Source organism: Mycobacterium pseudokansasii, from assembly GCF_900566075.1.
Taxonomy (GTDB): Bacteria; Actinomycetota; Actinomycetes; order Mycobacteriales; family Mycobacteriaceae; genus Mycobacterium; species Mycobacterium pseudokansasii.
Map to the genome: position 1 here is coordinate 1398674 of NZ_UPHU01000001.1, position 21149 is coordinate 1419822.

General features: G+C 67.4%; 20 protein-coding genes and 1 pseudogene. 14 read left to right on the forward strand and 7 right to left on the reverse strand.

Annotation, left to right across the window (positions count from 1 at the left end; translation table 11 throughout):
• Positions 1–1080: a mannose-1-phosphate guanylyltransferase gene (gene manB, locus EET10_RS06415; RefSeq protein ID WP_063466832.1), complete on the forward strand. Its 1080-nt coding sequence runs from the start codon at positions 1–3 to the stop codon at positions 1078–1080.
• Between the two features lie 54 nt (positions 1081–1134).
• Here manB and EET10_RS06420 read toward each other — a convergent pair whose 3' ends face one another.
• The 4 genes from EET10_RS06420 to cofD are packed head-to-tail and all read right to left on the reverse strand — an operon-like array spanning position 1135 to position 5583.
• On the reverse strand, positions 1135–1683 hold the full coding sequence (locus EET10_RS06420) for an NUDIX hydrolase (RefSeq protein ID WP_122502755.1): 549 nt from the start codon (positions 1681–1683) through the stop codon (positions 1135–1137).
• A complete protein-coding gene (locus EET10_RS06425; protein ID WP_036398089.1) occupies positions 1680–3260 on the reverse strand; it encodes an Eco57I restriction-modification methylase domain-containing protein in 1581 nt (526 codons plus the stop codon). Before EET10_RS06425 ends, EET10_RS06420 begins: the two co-directional genes overlap by 4 nt.
• Positions 3257–4597: a coenzyme F420-0:L-glutamate ligase gene (locus EET10_RS06430; protein ID WP_036398087.1), complete on the reverse strand. Its 1341-nt coding sequence runs from the start codon at positions 4595–4597 to the stop codon at positions 3257–3259. The genes EET10_RS06425 and EET10_RS06430 overlap by 4 nt, the downstream gene beginning before the upstream one ends.
• Positions 4594–5583 carry a 2-phospho-L-lactate transferase gene (gene cofD / locus EET10_RS06435; protein WP_036398085.1) on the reverse strand — a complete coding sequence of 330 codons (990 nt, stop codon included), beginning with the start codon at positions 5581–5583 and terminating at the stop codon, positions 4594–4596. Before cofD ends, EET10_RS06430 begins: the two co-directional genes overlap by 4 nt.
• A gap of 364 nt (positions 5584–5947) precedes the next feature.
• Between cofD and EET10_RS06445 the strand changes: the two genes are divergently transcribed.
• Positions 5948–6295 (forward strand): WhiB family transcriptional regulator, encoded by a 348-nt coding sequence (locus EET10_RS06445; RefSeq protein WP_036398083.1) that lies wholly within the window; start codon positions 5948–5950, stop codon positions 6293–6295.
• A gap of 48 nt (positions 6296–6343) precedes the next feature.
• On the opposite strand, the gene EET10_RS06450 is transcribed toward EET10_RS06445, so the two are convergent.
• Positions 6344–6877, reverse strand: a complete 534-nt coding sequence (locus EET10_RS06450) for a metallopeptidase family protein (protein WP_423793576.1) — start codon at positions 6875–6877, stop codon at positions 6344–6346.
• A 65-nt stretch (positions 6878–6942) separates the two neighbouring features.
• Between EET10_RS06450 and EET10_RS06455 the strand changes: the two genes are divergently transcribed.
• The 4 genes from EET10_RS06455 to manA all read left to right on the forward strand — a co-directional run bounded on the left by EET10_RS06455 (position 6943) and on the right by manA (position 11250).
• The gene (locus tag EET10_RS06455; RefSeq protein WP_211187908.1) at positions 6943–7401 is read left to right on the forward strand and encodes a DUF3499 domain-containing protein; all 459 of its coding nucleotides are present in this window, start codon (positions 6943–6945) and stop codon (positions 7399–7401) included.
• A 135-nt stretch (positions 7402–7536) separates the two neighbouring features.
• Complete coding sequence (locus EET10_RS06460) at positions 7537–8931, forward strand: phosphomannomutase/phosphoglucomutase (RefSeq protein ID WP_036398079.1); 1395 nt, start codon at positions 7537–7539, stop codon at positions 8929–8931.
• Positions 8928–10016, forward strand: a complete 1089-nt coding sequence (locus tag EET10_RS06465) for a hypothetical protein (RefSeq protein WP_036398077.1) — start codon at positions 8928–8930, stop codon at positions 10014–10016. The genes EET10_RS06460 and EET10_RS06465 overlap by 4 nt, the downstream gene beginning before the upstream one ends.
• A 7-nt stretch (positions 10017–10023) precedes the next feature.
• Complete coding sequence (gene manA, locus EET10_RS06470) at positions 10024–11250, forward strand: mannose-6-phosphate isomerase, class I (RefSeq protein ID WP_122501980.1); 1227 nt, start codon at positions 10024–10026, stop codon at positions 11248–11250.
• On the opposite strand, the pseudogene EET10_RS06475 reads toward manA, so the two are convergent.
• Positions 11241–12658 (reverse strand): annotated as a pseudogene (locus EET10_RS06475) (FAD-dependent oxidoreductase); the annotation flags it as partial. The gene manA and the pseudogene EET10_RS06475 overlap by 10 nt on opposite strands.
• A 28-nt stretch (positions 12659–12686) precedes the next feature.
• On the reverse strand, positions 12687–14069 hold the full coding sequence (locus EET10_RS06480; RefSeq protein ID WP_063468340.1) for an FAD-dependent oxidoreductase: 1383 nt from the start codon (positions 14067–14069) through the stop codon (positions 12687–12689).
• A 55-nt stretch (positions 14070–14124) separates the two neighbouring features.
• Here EET10_RS06480 and EET10_RS06485 point away from each other — a divergent pair, with 55 nt between their 5' ends.
• From EET10_RS06485 to mtrA, 8 genes are all read left to right on the forward strand, one after another.
• Positions 14125–15609: an amino acid permease gene (locus EET10_RS06485; RefSeq protein WP_036398068.1), complete on the forward strand. Its 1485-nt coding sequence runs from the start codon at positions 14125–14127 to the stop codon at positions 15607–15609.
• A 112-nt stretch (positions 15610–15721) separates the two neighbouring features.
• Complete coding sequence (locus tag EET10_RS06490) at positions 15722–16996, forward strand: alkane 1-monooxygenase (RefSeq protein ID WP_036398066.1); 1275 nt, start codon at positions 15722–15724, stop codon at positions 16994–16996.
• On the forward strand, positions 16996–17157 hold the full coding sequence (locus tag EET10_RS06495) for a rubredoxin (protein WP_036398064.1): 162 nt from the start codon (positions 16996–16998) through the stop codon (positions 17155–17157). Before EET10_RS06490 ends, EET10_RS06495 begins: the two co-directional genes overlap by 1 nt.
• A 72-nt stretch (positions 17158–17229) precedes the next feature.
• Complete coding sequence (locus tag EET10_RS06500) at positions 17230–17412, forward strand: rubredoxin (RefSeq protein ID WP_023371557.1); 183 nt, start codon at positions 17230–17232, stop codon at positions 17410–17412.
• Positions 17412–18059, forward strand: a complete 648-nt coding sequence (alkX, locus tag EET10_RS06505; protein ID WP_051490150.1) for a TetR family transcriptional regulator AlkX — start codon at positions 17412–17414, stop codon at positions 18057–18059. The genes EET10_RS06500 and alkX overlap by 1 nt, the downstream gene beginning before the upstream one ends.
• Before the next feature lie 103 nt (positions 18060–18162).
• Positions 18163–19650: an adenosylhomocysteinase gene (gene ahcY / locus EET10_RS06510; RefSeq protein WP_036398062.1), complete on the forward strand. Its 1488-nt coding sequence runs from the start codon at positions 18163–18165 to the stop codon at positions 19648–19650.
• Positions 19651–19744: 94 nt separating this feature from the next.
• On the forward strand, positions 19745–20389 hold the full coding sequence (locus EET10_RS06515) for a dTMP kinase (protein ID WP_036398061.1): 645 nt from the start codon (positions 19745–19747) through the stop codon (positions 20387–20389).
• Positions 20390–20458: 69 nt separating this feature from the next.
• The gene (mtrA, locus tag EET10_RS06520; protein WP_015354856.1) at positions 20459–21145 is read left to right on the forward strand and encodes a two-component system response regulator MtrA; all 687 of its coding nucleotides are present in this window, start codon (positions 20459–20461) and stop codon (positions 21143–21145) included.
• Positions 21146–21149: the final 4 nt, after the last annotated feature.

Consider the following 21149-nt stretch of genomic DNA (forward strand, 5'->3'; position numbering starts at 1 on the left):
GTGGCAACTCGGCAAGTCGATGCGGTGATCCTGGTCGGCGGCAAGGGCACCAGGCTGCGGCCGCTGACATTGTCCGCGCCCAAGCCCATGCTCCCCACGGCGGGGCTGCCGTTTCTCACCCATCTGCTGTCGCGCATCGCCGCGGCCGGAATCGAACACGTCATCCTGAGCACGTCCTACCGGGCCGAGGTGTTCGAAGCCGAGTTCGGCGACGGGTCCAAGCTGGGTCTGCAGATCGAATACGTGACCGAAGAGCACCCGTTGGGCACCGGGGGCGGTATCGCCAATGTCGCCGGCAGACTGCGTTACGACACCGTGATGGTGTTCAACGGCGATGTCCTGTCCGGGGCCGACCTGGGCCAGCTGCTGGATTTCCACGACACCAACCAGGCCGACGTCACGCTGCACCTGGTGCGCGTCGGCGACCCGAGGGCCTTCGGCTGCGTGCCCACCGACGCCGACGGCCGGGTCACCGCCTTTCTCGAGAAGACCGAAGATCCGCCCACCGACCAGATCAATGCCGGCTGCTATGTGTTCAAGCGCGAGATCATCGGCCGGATTCCGCGGGGCCGCGAGGTCTCGGTGGAACGCGAGGTGTTCCCGGCATTGCTCGCCGACCCCGCAGTCAAGATCTGCGGCTATGTCGATGCCACGTACTGGCGCGACATGGGCACCCCGGAAGACTTCGTGCGCGGGTCGGCGGACCTGGTGCGCGGCATCGCCCCGTCGCCGGCCTTGCACGGCCATCGCGGCGAGCAGCTCGTGCATGACGGCGCGGCGATCTCGCCGGGGGCGCTGCTGATCGGTGGCACGGTCGTCGGGCGGGGCGCCGAGATCGGCCCCGGCGCCCGCCTGGACGGCGCGGTCATCTTCGACGGCGTCAAGGTCGAGGCGGGCAGCGTGATCGAGCGATCGATCATCGGCTTCGGCGCCCGTATCGGGCCGCGGGCGCTGATCCGCGACGGCGTGATCGGCGACGGCGCCGACATCGGCGCCCGCTGCGAGTTGCTGCGCGGCGCCCGGGTGTGGCCCGGGGTTTCCATTCCCGACGGCGGCATCCGCTACTCGTCCGACGTCTGAGCACCCTCCAACGTGACGCCAGCGTCACGCTCGACCGCGAACGTGACGCTGGCGTCACGCTCGGCGGGGCGCTTGAGTCGCTTGGGCGACCAGGTACGCCAGCCCGTGATCGGTTCCGGGTGGTAACTGCTCGGCCGGCCACCACCGCAGGTCCTCGGACTCCTCGCTGATCGCGATCTGCGCCCCGGCCGGCGCGTGCGCCATGAACTGCAGATCCAGATGACGCGTCGGAACCCCCAGCGAGCAGGTGACCGGATGGACGTGCACCGCAACGAGTTCGGGCGCCAACCGCAAACCGGTGATCCCGGATTCCTCGGTGGCCTCGCGCAGTGCCGCGGCGACGACGTCGCGGTCGTCGTCCTCGCAGTGGCCGCCCAGCTGCACCCAACGACCGAAACGGCGATGCAGGCACAGCAGCACCCGGCTGCCGCTGTCGTCGAGCACCAGCGTCGAGGCGGTGACGTGGCCGGCTTCGCACTCACGCCGGCACGCGTCGGCACGTGCATGTACGAACGCCAGCACGGCATGCCGTAGCGAGTCCTGGCCCGGATCGGGAGCCTGCCAATCGGTGAGGGTGGCGATCACCGAATCCCGGATGCTCAACGCGACCCCCGGTTGCGTCGGCGACCGCGAAGGGCAGTCCATGCCGCCCGGCAGTTCGCGACCAGGTCCGGCGACAGACCCAGCCCCTCGGTCAGGACATGACGATCCACAATGTCGAGGGCCTTCTCCATCTCGTTCGCCTTCAGGAGTAGATCGACGTCGCGGGCAAGTTCGGTGCTCGCGTACGCCGGCGGCGGGACCGGCAACAGCTCGGCCTCACCCGGCTCGAGCTCCAGGACGCCGCCGCCATAACTGCGGCCCATGATCTCGGCGAACGCGAACGTCGCGCTGTTGTGGAAGACGGCGGCAAGCCTTGCCGGATCGACGGTGGGGTCCACCCGCACCCGATGCACGGTGTCGGTGCTCGTCGCCGCGGCCGCATTGACCGTCAGGCGCGGCGCGCAGTGGATTTGGCGCAGCATGAAAAGGTCCGGAATCCACAGCGACGGGGTCCGCCACCACGGTTTGCGGATCGAGCACTTGTAACCCAGATGCACCCCGGCGGTTTCACCGGCGGCAAGGTGGGCGGCAAGAGCGGGATCTGCTGCCGGGGCCGCGGGGGCGTCCAGCAGCCAGGTTCGGTGCCCGGCGGCGATATCGCTTGCCCGGCAGTCGTCGTCGTAGACCAGACCGGTGAGTTGGGCACTGCGGGAGACCAGCGGAACGCAGTGCCGCTGCAGCCCCAGCGCGGCCGCCTCGGCGTCGGTGAAGGTGAAGAAGCTGTTGCGGCCGGTCACGATGCCCACGTCCACTTCCGCCAGCTCGCCGAGCCTGACCATGGTCCCGGACCGGCGCAGTGCGCGTAACAGCTCGATCTGACCCGGGTCGAGGAAATAGGTGGTCCACTTTTCTTTTTGGTGAAGGAGTGCCGGAGCGGTCTCGCCGGTGAGGTTCGCGCGCTCGAGCCCACCGGCATCGGCGAGGTTGACCGTGCGTATCCGCGCCGGACCCGCACCGACCACTCCGCAGAACAACACGACTTCTTGCAGGATCGCGTCGAATACCAATCGCTCGAAGGTCACCAGCGTGATTTCGTGATAACTGCTCAGCAGAAATTCCCGCAGCTGCGCGGCGTAACTGACCTGCAACAACTCCGCCGGAACCACCAGGCCCACTCGTCCGCCCTCGCGCACCAGGGCGGTGCTGGCCACGACGAACGGGACCCAGGCATTGGTCAGCTTCGTCGGGCGCAGGCCCGCGCTACGCATCAGTTCCAGGGCGGGTTCTCGTTGATCGGATGCCCAGTTGCCGAAGCGAATATAGGGCGGGTTGCCGGCGATGCCGTCCCAGCTGCCGGGTCGGGTCGTATGCCGCCAACGGAAAAAGTTGTCGACGTCGACGGCGGCGAATTCTCGCGACTTCTTCGCTTCCCGCTCAACGAGTTCCACACCGTGCGCCCGGGAGGTGAGGGCGGCCAGTTCGCGCAGGATCCGGCCATCTCCGCAGGAGGGCTCCAGTATCCGTGGGCCGGCCTCGCAGACCCAGCGAGCCAGGAACCGGGCCACAGCCGGCGGCGTGTAGTAGCCGCCGCGGACCTTGTCGGCGGACGCCGCGGCCTTACCCGCGAATGTCGTCATTTGCGGACCAACAGGTCCCCGACGGGCGCCGGCTCGCGCACCCCCGTCGGCTCTTGCGCGTAGCCGATCGCGATGGCGCCCAACGGCTCCCAGTCGGCAGGCAACTGCAATTCGGCACGCACCAGATCGGCGGCGAAGATCGTCGAGCCGATCCAGCAACTGCCCAGCCCACGCACCGCCAGGGCAACCAGCAGGGCTTGCACCGCGGCTCCGGCCGCGACGGTGAACATGGTGTGCTCGGCGTGGCCGCGCGCCGCGTCGGGGTAGACGTGGGCACCCTCCGGGACGAGCATCGGGATGACGACGTCGGGTGCGTCGTAGAGGATTTGGCCGCGGGCGACGCGGCGTTCGACGGCCTCGGCCGGCCTGCCGTCGCCGGCCAGATCGGAACGCCACTTGTCTTTCATCCGGTCGAGCAGCCGGGCGCGCACCGTCGGCGTCTGCAACCATACGAACCGCACCGGCCTGGTGTGGTGCGGGGCCGGCGCGGTGAGCGCCTCGGCGACCGCGGACTCGACGAGCTCCGGCGGCACCGGCTCGGCACTGAACCGGCGAACCGACGTGCGCAACAGCTGGGCCTGTCGGCGCCCCAGCTCGATGGCTTCGGCCGTGCCGAGCCAGAACAGGTCCTCGGCGCCCGGCCGCACCAAGCGCCGCGCCGTGGAGCCGTCGTCGCGGACCGGCAGCCCGCGGACCACGGCCACCGGCAGCGCCGTCAACTTGCCCTTGACCAGATCGGCGGCGGCGGCGATCTCGTCGGCGACCGCGATCTCGGTGACGACCAATTCGTTGCCGTGCCGGTCCAGGACGCCCGCATAGTCATGCAACACCGCCAGACCGGCGGCGCCGATCGCGGCGTCGATCTGGCCGCAACGCCAGGCGCGGCCCATGGTGTCGGTGACCACCACCGCCACGGCGACACCGAGGCGTTCGCGCAGTCCGGTGCGCAGGGTCGCGGCGCTGGCGTCGGGATCGACGGGCAGCAGCGCCAATTCATTCCGGTTGATGTTGGATCCGTCCACCCCGGCGGCGGCCTGGACCAGCCCGAGCCGGTTCTCGGTGATCAAGGTCTTGCCCTTGCGGGCCAGTACCCGTACGGCTTCATTGTCGATCAGCTTGCGCCGCAGCCGATCTCTTGCCTCGTCGGACTCCGGCGCCGGCACCAGCCGGCCCTCGCACTTGGACACCACCTTGCTGGTAACCACCACGACGTCACCGTCGCGCAGCCAGGGCGCGGCGGCGGCGATCGCCGCGCTCAGGTCGTCGCCGGGCCGGAATTCGGGAAGCCCGGTGACAGGCAAGATTTCGACGACCGATCCGGTGCCGTGCTCGCTCACGCCGCCACGCCCGCAAGCTCCAGCCCGGCGCTCACCATCTCAGCTGTTGCCTTCGGGTCGCTCATCAACAGCGGTATCGATCGCACCAGCACGCCATCGATGTCCGCCTGATCGCCCTCGGCCACCAGCCAGCAGTCGAGTATGCCGGTGGTGGTGCGCGAGCCGTAGTGCCGGCCAACGGCCACCGCGGTGGAATCCACCCCGATCACCGAGAGACACGCATCGGCCATGCCGCGCAACGGTTTTCCTCCAATAATTGGCGAGTAGCCGACGATCGGCGCCGGGGTGGCCCGCAGCGCGGCGCGGATGCCGGGGACCGCCAGGATGGCGCCGATGCTGACCACCGGGTTGGACGGAGCCAGCATGACGACGTCAGCCTCGGCAACGGCGGTCACCACTTCTGTTGTGGCACTCGCTGTTTCGGCGCCGATGAAGGCGAAGCTGTGGGTCGGGACCTGGGCACGGTAGCGCACCCACCATTCCTGGAAGTGGATGGCACGCTGGGATTGGGCGACCGGGTCGGTGATCACCACGTGGGTCTCGCAACGGTCGTCGCTGACCGGGAGCAATGTCGCCCCCGGTTGCCAGCGGTCGCACAGCGCCGCGGTGATCTGCGATAGTGGGTAGCCGGCCCGCAGCATCTGAGTGCGCACCAGGTGCGTGGCCAGATCCCGGTCGCCGAGCTGGAACCAGTCCGGCTGCACGCCGTAGCGCGCGAGTTCCTCTTTGGCGTGCCAGGTTTCGTCGCGATGACCCCAGCCGCGCTGCGGATCGACACCGCCGCCCAGGGTGTACATGCAGGTGTCCAGGTCCGGGCAGACCCGCAGCCCGTGGATCCAGGCATCGTCACCGATGTTGACCACGGCGGTCAATTCGTGACATGCGTCGTGTCCCGGTATGGCAAACTGTCCCAGGCCGAGCAACTGCTGGACCCCCAACAGAAAGCGGGCGCCGCCGACTCCCCCCACGAGAACGGTGACCTTCACATCGCAGGACAGTACCCGCCGGGGAAGGGGAGTCAGGGTGGGGTTGCCGCGCTTTCACGCCGGCCCCTGACGGGCGTTGTGACGAAGTGCACTAGACACGCCGTAGACCGAACCGAAACAGAATCGCGGAAATTTGATCACGAGATGGTATGGAAATGCGCCGGAATGCTTGACCCGGCTGCCCAATGCGTGTCTAATCACATGAGTGTCATTTCCCGGTTGGCCGGCCGGTTTCGGTGTCGCAGACCGAGATTCGATCACTAGTTCGAATTGGGTTAACTGCACATCAAAACAGTGGCAAACCATTTCACGATCTATTAGGTGAGGAGGCGGCGGCATGTCCTATGAGCACCTTAGGGGTGTGATGGCAGGCGCACCGCACACCGCTGCCGGCTCGGCGACAGTGCCATCGATGGAGATTGCCCGACCGCACTTGAGTTTGGTTCCCGACGCGTTCGAGCCCCAGCCGGCGCCGGCGCCCGCCGAGCCGCCCGCCGACCAGTGGCAGGACCGCGCCCTTTGTGCCCAAACGGATCCCGAGGCGTTCTTTCCGGAGAAAGGCGGCTCGACCCGCGAGGCAAAGAAGATCTGCCTTGGCTGCGAGGTGCGCCACGAGTGCCTGGAATACGCGCTGGCTCACGACGAGCGTTTCGGCATCTGGGGTGGCCTGTCCGAGCGCGAGCGTCGTCGCCTCAAGCGCGGCATTATCTGATCGGGATCTGATCGGGATCTGATCAGGGTCTGGAGGGCGGCCCGCTGCTCATTCGTCCTCGATCGTCGGGTCGACGACCGAGGGCTCGACATCCAGATAGCTGGCCACCTGGGCCACCAAGATTTCGTGCAACAACTCGCCAAGCTCCAGGGTGTCCTTCGCCCGTCGCTCAATTGGCTTGCGGAACAAGACAATTCGTGCTCGCGTCGCATTGCCGCGGACGTCGACTCCAGCCGGTATCAGCCGGGCAAGCGGGATCGGCCCGTCGGCGATGACTTCGGGCGGCCACTGCACGCTCTCGGGATCCTTGGCTGAGATGCGCGGGATCTCGTCCACCGCGACGTCCAATTCGGACACCCGGTCCTGCCAGTGGCGCTCGATGGGTTCGTAGGCTTCCAGCACCGCCATGTCGAACCGCTCGGACCGGCTGCGCCACCCCGGCACCGTCGGCGGCAGCAGCGGGCCACGCCACTCGCGGCCTCGGCGCCGCACCCGGCGCGCCGCCGCGGATCTGCCACCCGGCCGGCCGCTGCGCGGGTAGCCGCGGGAATCGCTCACGCGCCGATGGTAACGGTTGAACATCGCGCCCGGAACGGATGCGCGTGTCCGCCGCTTCGGCGGCGTTTCCGCACGATAGCCTTTCGGTCGTGAACGTACCCCGTCGCTGCTGCCGACCCGGGTGTCCGCATTATGCAGTGGCAACGTTGACGTTCGTCTACTCGGACTCGACGGCGGTCGTGGGTCCGCTCGCCACCGCACGTGAACCGCACTCCTGGGATCTGTGCGTCAGCCACGCCGGCCGCATCACCGCGCCGCGCGGGTGGGAGCTGGTGCGCCATGCCGGGCCGCTACCCACCAATCCCGATGAGGACGATCTGGTTGCGCTGGCCGACGCGGTGCGCGAGGGCGGCTCCGTGGCTGCCGCGGCCTATCCCGGCAGAAACGGCTCGCCGCACAACGGCTTCCCCGATCCCGTTGTGCACCACGCCGGTGTCCATACCGGTGCACATGCCACCGCCCCGACTGGTGGCGTGTTCGCGCCGTCCGAACATCGCGATGGACGTCGCCGCGGACACCTGCGCGTGTTGCCCGATCCCCCCGACTAGTCCCGACCAGCCCGGCCGATTCCCGCAGCCAGCAGCCGGTTCGGCTCCGGTCGACACCGATGCCGTCCGCGACTTCGCCGGGCCGATAGGCTGGCGGCCAAGGGACGAAGAAACCAAGTCGTCAGGAGCCCCGCCATGTCTTGGCCCGCCGCGGTTATCAATCGTGTTATCAAGGCTTATGACGTGCGCGGGTTGGTCGGGGAAGAGATCAATGAGTCGCTGACCGCCGATATCGGCGCGGTGTTCGCCCGGTTGATGCACGCCGAGGGCGCGCGGCAGGTGGTGATCGGCCACGATATGCGCGACAGCTCGCCGTCGCTGGCCGCCGCGTTTGCCGACGGGGTGACCGGACAGGGCCTCGACGTGGTGCGCATCGGTTTGGCGTCGACCGATCAGCTCTATTTCGCCTCGGGACTGCTGGACTGCCCCGGCGCGATGTTCACCGCCAGCCACAACCCCGCCGCATACAACGGCATCAAGCTGTGCCGGGCCGGTGCCAAGCCGGTGGGTGCGGACACCGGACTCATCGCCATCCGGGACGATCTCATCAATGGCGTGCCCGCCTATGACGGGCCGCCCGGAACGCGCACCGACCGGGATGTGCTGGACGACTACGGGAAATTCCTGCGATCGCTGGTCAATACCACCGACCTGCGGCCGTTACGGGTGGCCGTAGACGCCGGCAACGGGATGGCCGGCCACACCGCGCCGGCCGTGCTCGGCCCGATCGGCTCGATTACTTTGCTGCCCTTGTACTTCGAGCTCGACGGCTCGTTCCCCAATCACGAGGCCAACCCGCTCGACCCGGCCAACCTGGTGGACCTGCAGACGTATGTGCGTGACACCGGCGCCGATATCGGCCTGGCCTTCGACGGAGACGCCGACCGCTGCTTCGTGGTCGACGAGACCGGCCATCCCGTGTCGCCGTCGACGGTGACCAGCCTGGTGGCAGCGCGCGAACTCGGCCGGGAGATCGGCGCCACCGTGATCCACAACGTGATCACCTCGCGCGCGGTGCCCGAACTGGTCGTCGAGCGCGGCGGCACGCCACTGCGCTCGCGAGTCGGACACTCCTACATCAAGGCGCTGATGGCCGACACCGGCGCGATCTTCGGCGGCGAACACTCGGCCCACTACTACTTCCGCGACTTCTGGGGCGCCGATTCGGGGATGCTGGCCGCGCTGTATGTGCTGGCCGCCCTCGGCGAGCAGGACCGGCCGTTATCCGAGCTGACCGCCGACTACCAGCGCTATGAATCGTCGGGTGAGATCAACTTCCACGTGGCCGACGCCGAGGCCTGCGTGGAGGCGGTGCTGAAGTCGTTCGGCAACCGGGTCCAGTCCATCGACCACCTCGACGGGGTAACGGTGGATCTGGGCGACGACAGCTGGTTCAACCTGCGCAGCTCCAACACCGAGCCGTTGCTGCGGCTCAACGTGGAGGCCCGCACCGCCGAGGATGTCGATGCGGTGGTGCGGCAGGTCAGCGGTGAAATCGCGGGACAGCCGCAGGCGGAGGCCGGACCGTGAGCGCCGTCCAGTCGGTCGATCTCGAAGACGCCGACGGCCTGATCGCCGCCGACCGCGACGGCCTGTTGCGCGCCGCGTCGACCGCCGGTGCGCAGGTGCGGGCCATTGCCGCGGCACACGACGAAGGCGAACTGGACTTGCTGCGCGGCGGCGACCGGCCCCGAACGGTGATCTGGGTGGGCGGGCGGGGTCCCGCCGAGACGGCCGGGGCGATGCTGGTCTCCACGCTCGCGGCTGCGGCCGCCGAGCCGATCGCACTCGCCAGGGAGGCACCGCCCTGGGTGGGTCCGCTTGACGTGCTCATTGTCGCCGGCGACGACCCCGGTGATCCCGCACTGGTCGCAGCGGCCGCGACCGGCGTGCGCCGAGGGGCGCGGGTCGTCGTCGTGGCCCCCTATGCGGGTCCGCTGCGCGACTCCACGGCCGGTCGAGTCGCGGTGCTGGAACCACGACTACGCGTTCCCGACGAGTTCGGGTTGTGTCGCTACCTGGCCGCGGGCCTGGCCGCGCTGAGCACCGTGGACCCCAGGTTGCAGATCGACCTGGTATCGCTGGCCGACGAGCTCGATGCCGAGACGCTGCACAACAGCGCCGCCCGCGAGGTGTTCACCAACCCGGCCAAGACGCTTGCCGCGCGCGTAGCGGGACGCCGGGTTGCGCTGACCGGTGACAACTCCGCCACCCTGGCCCTGGCCCGCCACGGCAGCTCGGTGCTGCTGCGGATCGCGCAGCAGGTGGCCGCGGCCGCCTGGCTGGCCGACGCGGTGGTGGCGCTGCGGGCCGGCACTGCCGGCTATTCGGGGGATGCCTTGTTCCACGACGAGCAGATCGACGGCCCGCTGCCCGAGCGGATGCGGGTGCTGGCGCTGACGCTGGCCGGGGAGCGGACGGTGGTCGGAGCCCGGATCGCCGGGCTGGACGACATCTACCTGGTCACGGCTGAGGACGCGACGCAGGACCCCGTCACGGCCGGATCGGATGGCCTGCTGATACCGGCCGAGGCTCAACGTCCCGAACAGCAACTGGCAATATTGGCCGTTCGGCTGGAGATGGCTGCGGTGTATTTGCGACTGGTGCGGGGATAGATACAAGGTGGAATTACTACGGGGAGCGTTACGGACATACGCCTGGGGATCGCGTACCGCTATCGCCGAGTTCACTGGGCGGCCGGTGCCGGCCGCCCACCCCGAAGCCGAACTCTGGTTTGGTGCGCACCCGGGTGACCCCGCCTGGCTGGAAACCGACAAAGGCGAAACCTCGTTGCTGGAAGCGCTGAGCGCCGATCCGGAGGGACAGCTCGGTCACGGGTCGCGGGCCCGGTTCGGCGATATGCTGCCGTTCCTGGTGAAGGTCCTGGCCGCCGACGAGCCGTTGTCGCTGCAGGCCCACCCCAGCGCCGAGCAGGCTATCGAGGGTTATCTACGGGAAGAACGGCTGGGCATTCCGGTGGCTTCGCCGGTGCGCAACTACCGCGACACCAGTCACAAGCCCGAGTTGCTGGTGGCGTTGCAGCCGTTCGAGGCGCTGGCCGGCTTCCGTCAGGCCGCCCGCACCCGCGAGCTGCTGCAAGCGCTGGCGGTGTCCGACCTCGACCCGTTCATCGACTTGCTCAGCGACCAATCCGACGCCGACGGCCTGCGTGCGTTGTTCACCACCTGGATCACCGCGCCCCAGCCCGACATCGACGTGCTGGTGCCCGCCGTGCTGGAGGGCGCCATTCACTACGTCAGCTCCGGCGCGGCGGAATTCGCCGCGGAAGTCAAGACGGTGCTGGAACTGGGCGAGCGTTACCCCGGCGACGCCGGGGTGCTCGCGGCGTTGTTGCTCAACCGGATCAGCCTTTCGCCGGGTGAGGCGATATTCCTGCCGGCCGGCAACTTGCACACCTATCTGCGTGGTTTCGCGCTCGAGGTAATGGCCAACTCCGACAACGTATTACGTGGCGGCCTGACCCCCAAGCACGTCGACGTGCCGGAGCTGCTGCGGGTGCTGGACTTCGCCCCGACAGCGGAGTCGGAACTGCGGCCGCCGATCCGGCGCGACGGGCTGGAGCTGGTTTACGACACCCCGGCCGAGGAGTTCGCGGTCGCGTTGCTGGCGCTCGACGCAGATCAGCTGGGCCACGAGATCGACGCACCCTGCAGCCATGAGGGCCCACAGATCTTGTTGTGCACCGAGGGTTCGACCATGATCCATGGAAAGTCGAAGTCGCTGACGCTCAAGCAGGGCATGGCTGCCTGGGTGGCCGCTGACGACGGCCCGATTCGGCTGCTCGCGCACGAGCCCACGAAACTGTTCAGGGCTACCGTAGGGCTGTGACGGCTTGCCGGCGGTCCGCGGCGGCTTGCCGGCGCTCGCCGAGCCACAGTCGCATGTTGTGGGCGATGGCCCGGCCGACGATCCGCGGCGGCGGAATCATGTACAGGCTGTCGAGCAACGAGAACCGGCGCAAAAACCATTCGGCCAGAACGGGATTCGTTTCGGCGGCGCCGAGGAATTGGTCGAACAACGCACCGGATGGCCGCCACCACCACGGGACCGGCCCGGTGACGCCGTGGTGGAAGGTGATGTCGCCGATGGCGTTCATCATCCACACCGGATACGTCGTCTTCCTGGTAAGCCGGGTGAATTCGGCGGCCAAATCCTTGCGGGGGTCTTTCCGGGTTGACTGAAGCGCCCGGCGCAGATTGCCGGCCTGCAGCGACGTCATCGTCATACCCTGCCCGAAGGTGGGGTTGAAGCTGGCCACGGCGTCGCCGAACGGGATGATGCCCGCCGGGAACCGCTCCAGCTTGTCGTAGCGACGCCACCTGCTGGCCGGGAAGGCATGCAGGACCGGGCTGCCCACGGGTTCGGCCTGGGCCAGGGCGGCGGTGAATCGGGCCGGCAGCAGCCGGTCGGCGAGGGCGCGCATCTCGGGGAAGGTCGACGGCGGCTTGGCATGGGCGACGCCGAAGGTGGTGATCACCCAGGTGCCGTCTTCGTAGCACAGCATGCCCAGGCCCAGCGACTGGTTATGTGAGGCGCCGGCGACCACCACCTTCTCCCGCAGCAGGCCCTCGGGGAGGCGGAACTGCTGGCTGGCGTAGTTGATGCCGATGTCCACGGTTTCCTCGGCCGGGCGCTGAAATCCCCACTGCGTCAACCAGACTGGTAGCCGGGTGCCCCGCCCGGCCGCGTCGACGACGACGTCGGCGGCCCGGAACTCGGGATCACCGTCGGCACCGTCGTCACGGGGAGCCAGCAGCAACCCGGTCACCCGCTGCCGGGCGGGCTCGAACCGTGGTTCGAGAACGAGTCGCTGCACGATCTCGACGTTGTCGATGTGGAGTACCCGCCGGCGCAGCTGCCATTCCAGATGCGGCCGGCTGGGCACGTAGGCGGTGAATTCTCTGCGCAGCGTGTGTGCTGTCCCCAGGACGTGGCCCGCGGCCCCGAAGTAGATGCAGTCCGGCCGGTTCTCCAGCATGGGCACACCGGCGGCGACCATGTCTTTCAACAGGCCGGGGAACAGGCCGTCGAATTCGCCTGCACCACGGGCCATCAGCATGTGCAGGTGCCGGTCTTGGGGAACGGTGGCGCGGTTGGCCGGCGTGTCCGGCAGCTCGTCGCGCTCGAAAACCGTCACCCGGCGGAAAAAATCCGAGAGCACCCGCGCCGCGCACAAGCCGGCGATGCTGGCCCCGATGACGACGGCGTGGTCTCTGGTGTTGGCCGTTGTCGACATGTTCCCCCGCATTCCCGCAGCGTACCGGTTAGCGCCGGCCAAGCCGGCGCTCGCGCAGCCACAGCCGCATGTTGTGCGCCACGGCGCGGCCGATGATCGGCGCCGACGGCACCGTGTACAGGCTGTCGAGGAGCGAGATACGGCGCAAAAACCATTCGGCCAGAACGGGATTGGTTTCAGCGGCACCGAGGAACTGGTCGTAGAGCGCGCCGACCGGCCGATACCAGCGCGGCATCGGCCCGTCGGCGTGTTGGAAGCAGCGGTCGGCGATCGCGTTCATCGTCCAGACCGGTCGGGTGATCTTGGCGGCGGCCCGGTTGAATTCGGTGGCCGGCTCGCCGGGTGCGGATTGCAGCGCCTGGCGCAGTTGGCCGGCCTGCAGTGCCGTCATCGTCATGCCCTGCCCGAAGGTGGGATTGAAGCTGGCGACGGCATCCCCGAACGGGATGATGCCGGCCGGGAAGCGACTCAGCTTGTCGTAGCGGCGCCATCTGCTGACCGGAAACGCGTGGAATGCCGGGCCGCCGACGGGTTCGGCTTGGGCCAGCGCATCGACGAAGCGGGTCGGCAGCAGCCGGTAGCCGAGCTCACGCATCTCCTCGAACGTCCCAGGCGGGGTGGCTTTGGCGACCCCGAACGTCGTCAAGATCCAGCTGCCGTCTTCGTAGCACAGCATGCCCAGGCCCAGCGATTGCCCCGGGCCGACACCGGTGACCACGATTTTCTCCCGGATAAGCCCGTCGGGAATGGTGAGCCGGTGGCTGGCATAGCCGATGCCGACGTCGACGGTGTCCTCGGCCGGGCGCTGATATCCCCACTGCGCCAACCACACCGGCAGTCGACTGCCGCGGCCGGCCGCATCGACGACGAGATCGGCCGCGACGAACTCCGGATCACCGGCGCCGGTCTCCAGCAACACACCGGTTACCCGGTCGCGTGCGCCGTCGAACTGCGGCCGGCTGACGTTGTGCTGCCGGATCTCGACGTTGCTGAGCGCCAGCACCCGTCGTCGCAGCTGCCACTCCAGATGGGGCCGGCTCGGCAGATAGGCGGTGAACTGCTGACGCAGTTGCCGGCCGATGCCCAGGACGTGGCCCACCGCGCCGAGGTAGATGCAGTCCGGGCGGTTGTCCAGCATCGGCACGCCGGCCGACGCCAGCTCCGCCAACAGGCCCGGGAACAGTGCCTCGAACTCGAGCGCGCCGCGGGCCATCAGCAGGTGCAGATGCCGGTCCTGGGGGACCGCGCCGCGATACGAGGGGGTGTCCGGCAGGTCGTCGCGCTCGAAGACGGTCACCGTGGCATAGAAGTCGGCGAGCGCGCGCGCTGCGCACAACCCGGCGACGCTGGCGCCGATGACGACCGCGTGGGCCCTGGGGTTTGCGGCGCTGTTTCGCAAGCTCGCCCTCATCCCCGGCAGCGTACCCAGTACTGTGCGGTCACAGCAGGAGACGAGAGGACACGCCATGGCCGGTCGATGGCGCACGAAGTCGGTAGAGCAATCGATCGCCGACACCGACGAGCCGGACACTCGGCTGCGCAAGGACCTCACCTGGAGAGACCTGGTGGTCTTCGGTGTTTCGGTGGTGATCGGGGCCGGTATCTTCACGGTCACCGCCTCGACTGCCGGCGACATCACCGGCCCGGCCATCTGGGTGTCGTTTCTCATCGCCGCGGGCACCTGTGCGCTGGCGGCCCTGTGCTATGCCGAATTCGCCTCGACGCTGCCGGTGGCCGGCAGCGCATACACCTTCTCTTATGCGACATTCGGCGAGTTCCTGGCGTGGGTGATCGGCTGGAACCTGGTCCTGGAATTGGCGGTCGGCGCGGCCGTCGTCGCCAAAGGCTGGTCCAGCTATCTGGGCACCGTGTTCGGATTTGCCGGTGGCACAATCCATCTCGGACTGGTCAACTTCGACTGGGGTGCGTTGCTGATCGTCGCGGTGGTGGCGACGCTGGTTGCGCTGGGCACCAAGTTGTCGTCGAGGTTTTCTGCCGTGGTCACCACCATCAAGGTGTCGGTGGTGGTCTTCGTCGTGATAGTCGGCGCGTTCTACATCAAGGCCGCCAATTACTCGCCGTTCATTCCCGAACCGGAACCCGAACATCAGGGCAAGGGTGCCGACCAGTCTGTGCTGTCGTTGCTGACCGGAGCCCACGGCAGCCACTACGGCTGGTACGGCGTGCTGGCCGGGGCGTCGATCGTGTTCTTCGCGTTCATCGGCTTCGACATCGTGGCCACGATGGCCGAGGAGACCAAGCATCCGCAACGCGACGTCCCGCGGGGCATTCTGGCGTCGCTGGGCATCGTCACGCTGCTCTACGTCGCGGTGTCGGTGGTGTTGTCGGGCATGGTGTCCTACCGACAGCTGCGCACCGTGCCGGGCGCCGGCCAGGCGAACCTGGCCACCGCCTTCAAGGCCAACGGGGTTTACTGGGCCAGCGGCATCATCTCCGTCGGAGCACTCGCCGGGCTGACCACCGTGGTGATGGTGCTGATGCTCGGGCAGTGCCGGGTCCTGTTCGCGATGGCGCGCGACGGGCTGTTGCCACGCCAGCTGGCCAAGACCGGGTCGCGCGGCACGCCGGTGCGGATCACCGTGCTGGTCGCGGTGGTGGTGGCCGCGACGGCGTCGGTCTTTCCCATTATCAAGCTCGAAGAGATGGTCAACGTCGGCACCTTGTTCGCCTTCGTCCTGGTGTCCGGCGGTGTGATCATTCTGCGCCGCAAGCGGCCCGACCTGGAGCGCGGCTTCCGGGCGCCGTGGGTGCCGTGGCTTCCGATCGCCTCGCTGTGCGCGTGTCTGTGGTTGATGGTGAACCTGACCGCGCTGACCTGGATCCGGTTCGGTGTCTGGTTGGTGTTGGGCACCGCGATCTACGTGGGCTACGGGCACCGGCATTCGGTGCACGGAAACCGGGAGATGGCCAACGCGGCGCCTGACATGTAAAGCATTTTTGGAAACTTAGTGTACAAATCTGGATCTGGTGTCTAGACAGCAGACGTACAAGGCAGTAATGTCCAACCTCAAGCGTGGTGTGACTCACGAGGAGGTTTGGCATATGACCACACAGTTCAGTTCCGAGTTGACGCAAGCTCCCGAAGCGGAGTGGCGCGATAAGAAGCGCCACCTGTGGCTGATGGGATTGATCGCCCCGACGGCGTTGTTCGTGATGCTGCCGATCGTGTGGGGGCTGAACCAGCTCGGCTGGCACGCCGCGGCCCAGGCGCCACTGTGGATCGGACCGTTCCTGGTCTACATCCTGTTGCCGCTGCTGGACCTGCGCTTCGGACCCGACGGCCAGAACCCGCCCGACGAGGTGATGGAGCGGCTGGAAAATGACAAGTACTACCGCTACTGCACCTACATCTACGTCCCGTTCCAATACCTCAGCGTGGTGCTGGGCGCCTACCTGTTCACCGCCTCCGACCTCGGTTGGCTGGGCTTTGACGGCGGTTTGAGCTGGGCGGGCAAGATCGGGGTTGCCCTGTCGGTCGGTGTGCTCGGCGGCGTCGGCATCAACACCGCCCACGAGATGGGACACAAGAAGGAGTCGCTGGAACGCTGGTTGTCCAAGATCACCCTGGCCCAGACCTGCTACGGCCACTTCTACATCGAGCACAACCGCGGGCACCACGTGCGGGTCTCCACCCCGGAGGACCCGGCGTCGGCCCGCTTCGGGGAGACCTTCTGGGAATTCCTGCCGCGCAGCGTCATCGGCAGCCTCCGGTCCGCGGTCGGGCTGGAAGCCCAACGGATTCGCCGGCTCGGTAAGAGCCCCTGGGATCCCCGGACCTACTTGTCCAACGACGTGCTCAACGCCTGGGCGATGTCGGTGGTGTTGTGGGGAGTGCTGATCGCGGTCTTCGGCGTGGGCCTGATCCCATTCGTGATCATCCAGGCGGTGTTCGGCTTCAGCCTGCTGGAAGCGGTCAACTACCTCGAGCACTACGGACTGCTGCGGCAGAAGATCGGCACCGCTTCCGGGAAGGCCCGCTACGAGCGCTGCGCGCCGGTGCATAGCTGGAACTCCGACCACATCGTCACCAACCTGTTCCTGTACCACCTGCAGCGGCACAGCGACCACCACGCCAACCCCACCCGTCGTTACCAGACGCTGCGCAGCATGGACGGGGCGCCGAACCTGCCCAGCGGGTACGCATCGATGATCTCGCTGACCTACTTCCCGCCGCTGTGGCGCAAGGTGATGGACCACCGGGTGCTCGAGCACTACGACGGCGACATCACCAGGGTCAACCTGCACCCCCGGGTGCGCGCCAAGATGCTGGCGCGGTACGGGGCCGTGCAAGGAGCCCGGCAACGAGACGCAGCATGATGGCGGCCTATCGGTGCCCGGTCTGCGACTACGTCTACGACGAGGCCAAAGGTGAAGCCAGGGAAGGGTTTCCAGCCGGCACCCGATGGGAGCAGATTCCCGACGAGTGGTGCTGTCCGGACTGCGCCGTCCGGGAGAAGGTCGATTTCGAAAAGGTCTAGTCCGACTCCGGTGCGCGCCGCGTCGGCGCGGCGTGCCGAGGAGCCGAATCAAGTAACGCGAGGAGGAATCAAATGAGCGACTACAAACTGTTTCAGTGCGTCCAGTGCGGCTTCGAGTACGACGAGGCACTCGGCTGGCCGGACGAGGGCATCGCACCCGGCACCAGGTGGGAGGACATCCCGGAGGACTGGAGCTGCCCGGACTGCGGGGCGGCGAAGTCCGACTTCGTGATGGTGGAGGTGGCCCGGTCGTGATGGAGACCAACGTGCTGGCGGAAACAGATATTGTCGCGCCTGTGAAGCGGATTCCTTACGCCGAGGCATCGCGGGCCCTGTTGCGCGATTCAGTCCTGGATGCGATGCGGGATCTGTTGCTGACCCGCGACTGGTCGGCGATCACCCTGTCCGACGTGGCCCGCGCCGCAGGCGTCAGCCGGCAGACCATCTACAACGAGTTCGGCTCTCGGCAGGGCCTGGCACAGGGCTATGCGCTGCGCCTCACCGACCGCCTGGTCGACCGGGTGCATGCCGCGCTGGATGCCAACGTGGGCAATATCTTTGAGTCGTTCTTGCAGGGTTTTCGCGCTTTCTTCGCCGAGTCCGCGGCCGATCCACTGGTGATCTCGTTGCTGACCGGCGCCGCCAAGCCCGATTTGCTGCAGCTGATCACCACCGACAGCGCGCCCATCATCAACCGTGCGTCGGCCCGGCTGGCGAAGGCCTTCACCCAGACCTGGGTGGCCACCAGCGACGACGACGCCGGTGTGCTCTCGCGGGCGATCGTGCGGCTGTGCTTGAGCTATGTGCCGATGCCGCCGGAGGCCGACCACGACGTCGCCGCGGACCTGGCGAGGTTGATGACGCCGTTCGCGGAACGCCACGGGGTGATCAACATCCCCTGACCTGCGTGGCTGGGGGTCGGCGGCTACAGTGGCTGAAGAGCATACCTAGGCTATGTCGCCTCGCTCAGCTTCCCGCAGGCCCACAGTAAGGATCAAACACGCCATGACGACGACCGAAACCTCGTTAACCCCCGACGTTCGTAACGGCATCGACTTCAAGATTGCCGATCTGTCGCTGGCGGATTTCGGTCGTAAGGAACTGCGGATCGCCGAGCACGAGATGCCCGGCCTGATGTCGCTGCGTCGCGAATACGCCGAGGTGCAGCCGCTCAAAGGTGCCCGCATCTCCGGCTCACTGCACATGACCGTCCAGACCGCGGTGTTGATCGAAACCCTCACCGCGCTGGGCGCCGAAGTCCGGTGGGCCTCCTGCAACATCTTCTCGACCCAGGACCATGCCGCCGCCGCCGTCGTCGTCGGCCCGCATGGCACACCCGAGGAGCCCAAAGGTGTCCCGGTGTTCGCGTGGAAGGGCGAGACGCTCGAGGAGTACTGGTGGGCCGCCGAGCAGATGCTGACCTGGCCGGATAATGAAGCCGGACCCGCTCCTGCAAATATGATCCTCGACGACGGCGGCGATGCCACCATGCTGGTGCTGCGTGGCATGCAGTACGAGAAGGCCGGCGTGGTGCCGCCCGCCGAAGAAGACGATTCGGCAGAGTGGAAGGTGTTCCTGAACCTGCTGCGGAACCGGTACGAGACCGACAAGGGCAAGTGGACCAAGATCGCCGAGTCGGTCCAGGGTGTCACCGAGGAGACCACCACCGGTGTGCTGCGGCTCTACCAATTCGCCGCGGCCGGCGACCTGGCCTTCCCGGCGATCAACGTCAACGACTCGGTGACCAAGTCCAAGTTCGACAACAAGTACGGCACCCGGCACTCGCTCATTGACGGCATCAACCGCGGCACCGACGCGCTGATCGGCGGAAAGAAGGTCCTCATCTGCGGTTACGGTGACGTCGGCAAGGGCTGCGCGGAGGCGATGAAGGGCCAGGGCGCGCGGGTCCAGGTCACCGAGATCGATCCGATCAATGCGCTGCAGGCGATGATGGAGGGCTTCGACGTCGTCACTGTCGAGGACGCCATCGCCGACGCCGACATCGTCGTCACCGCCACCGGCAACAAAGACATCATCATGCTCGAGCACATCAAGGCGATGAAGGACCACTCGATCCTGGGCAACATCGGTCACTTCGACAACGAGATCGACATGGCCGGCCTGGAGCGCTCCGGGGCGACCCGGGTCAACGTCAAGCCGCAGGTCGACCTGTGGACCTTCCCTGACACCGGCCGCTCGGTCATTGTGCTATCCGAGGGCAGGCTGCTGAATCTGGGCAACGCCACCGGGCATCCGTCGTTCGTGATGAGCAACAGCTTCGCCAACCAGGTGATCGCCCAGATCGAGCTGTGGACCAAGAACGACGAGTACGACAACGAGGTGTACCGGCTGCCCAAGCACCTCGACGAAAAGGTGGCCCGCATCCACGTGGAAGCACTGGGTGGTCACCTGACCAAGCTCACCAAGGAGCAGGCCGAGTACCTCGGTGTGGACGTCGAGGGTCCGTTCAAGCCGGATCACTACCGCTACTGAGGCTGCTCTCGGCGGCCGAGCGTGACGCCACAGTCGCGTTCGGCGCCGAGTGAGACTGCAGCGTCACGCTCAAGGCAGCGATTAGGCTCACGCCGTGCTCATCGCGATCGAAGGTGTCGACGGTGCCGGCAAACGGACGCTGACCGAGGGTCTGCGCGCGGCGTTCCACGCGGTCGGGAAGTCGGTGGTCACACTGGCGTTCCCGCGCTACGGGCGCTCGGTCACCGCCGACATCGCTGCGGAGGCCCTGCACGGGGGGCACGGTGATCTCGCCTCGTCGGTGTATGCGATGGCGACGCTGTTCGCGCTCGACCGCGCCGGCGCGGCGGCGGAGATCGCGGAGCTGCGGCGGAACTACGACGTGGTGATCCTGGATCGCTACGTCGCCTCCAACGCCGCCTACAGCGCGGCCCGGCTGCGCGAGGATGCCGGCGGGCCAGCGGTGGCCTGGGTCCAGCAGATCGAATACCAGCGGATGGGGGTGCCCGTTCCCGACTGGCAGGTGCTGCTCGCGGTCCCGGCCGACCTCGCCGCGCAGCGCGCCCGCAGCCGTGCCGAAGCGGATCCCGGGCGCGCGCGGGACAGCTACGAACGTGACGACGAACTGCAGCAGCGCACCGGCGTGGTGTATGCGCAACTGGCCGCCGCAGACTGGAACGGGCGATGGTTGGTGGTCGACTCCGAGGTCGACGCGGACCGGTTGGCGGCGACTCTGATGGCCTCAAATGATCGATTTTGAGACTATTTGCCCATATCAAAGACGAAACGCCCGGGTGGAATCGCAGTTTTGTCCCGTTCTAGTGCCACCATGGACACCATGAGGCAAAGGATTCTCGTCGTCGATGATGACGCTTCGCTGGCAGAGATGCTGACCATCGTGCTGCGTGGGGAGGGTTTCGACACCGCGGTCATCGGTGACGGCACTCAGGCCCTGACCGCGGTGCGCGAGCTGCGCCCCGATCTGGTGCTGCTGGACCTGATGCTGCCCGGCATGAACGGCATCGACGTATGCCGGGTCTTGCGCGCCGACTCCGGCGTTCCAATCGTGATGCTGACCGCCAAGACCGACACCGTCGACGTGGTGCTCGGTCTCGAGTCGGGCGCCGACGACTACATCATGAAGCCGTTCAAGCCCAAAGAGCTGGTCGCCCGGGTGCGGGCACGGCTGCGCCGCAACGACGACGAGCCCGCCGAGATGTTGTCCATCGCCGATGTCGACATCGACGTGCCGGCGCATAAGGTCACCCGCAACGGTGAGCAGATCTCGCTGACGCCGCTGGAATTCGACCTGCTGGTCGCACTGGCACGCAAACCCCGCCAGGTGTTTACTCGTGATGTGCTGCTCGAACAGGTGTGGGGATATCGTCACCCGGCCGACACCCGGCTGGTGAACGTGCACGTCCAGCGTCTGCGGGCCAAGGTCGAGAAAGACCCGGAGAACCCGACAGTGGTGTTGACCGTTCGAGGAGTGGGATACAAGGCCGGACCTCCGTGATCCC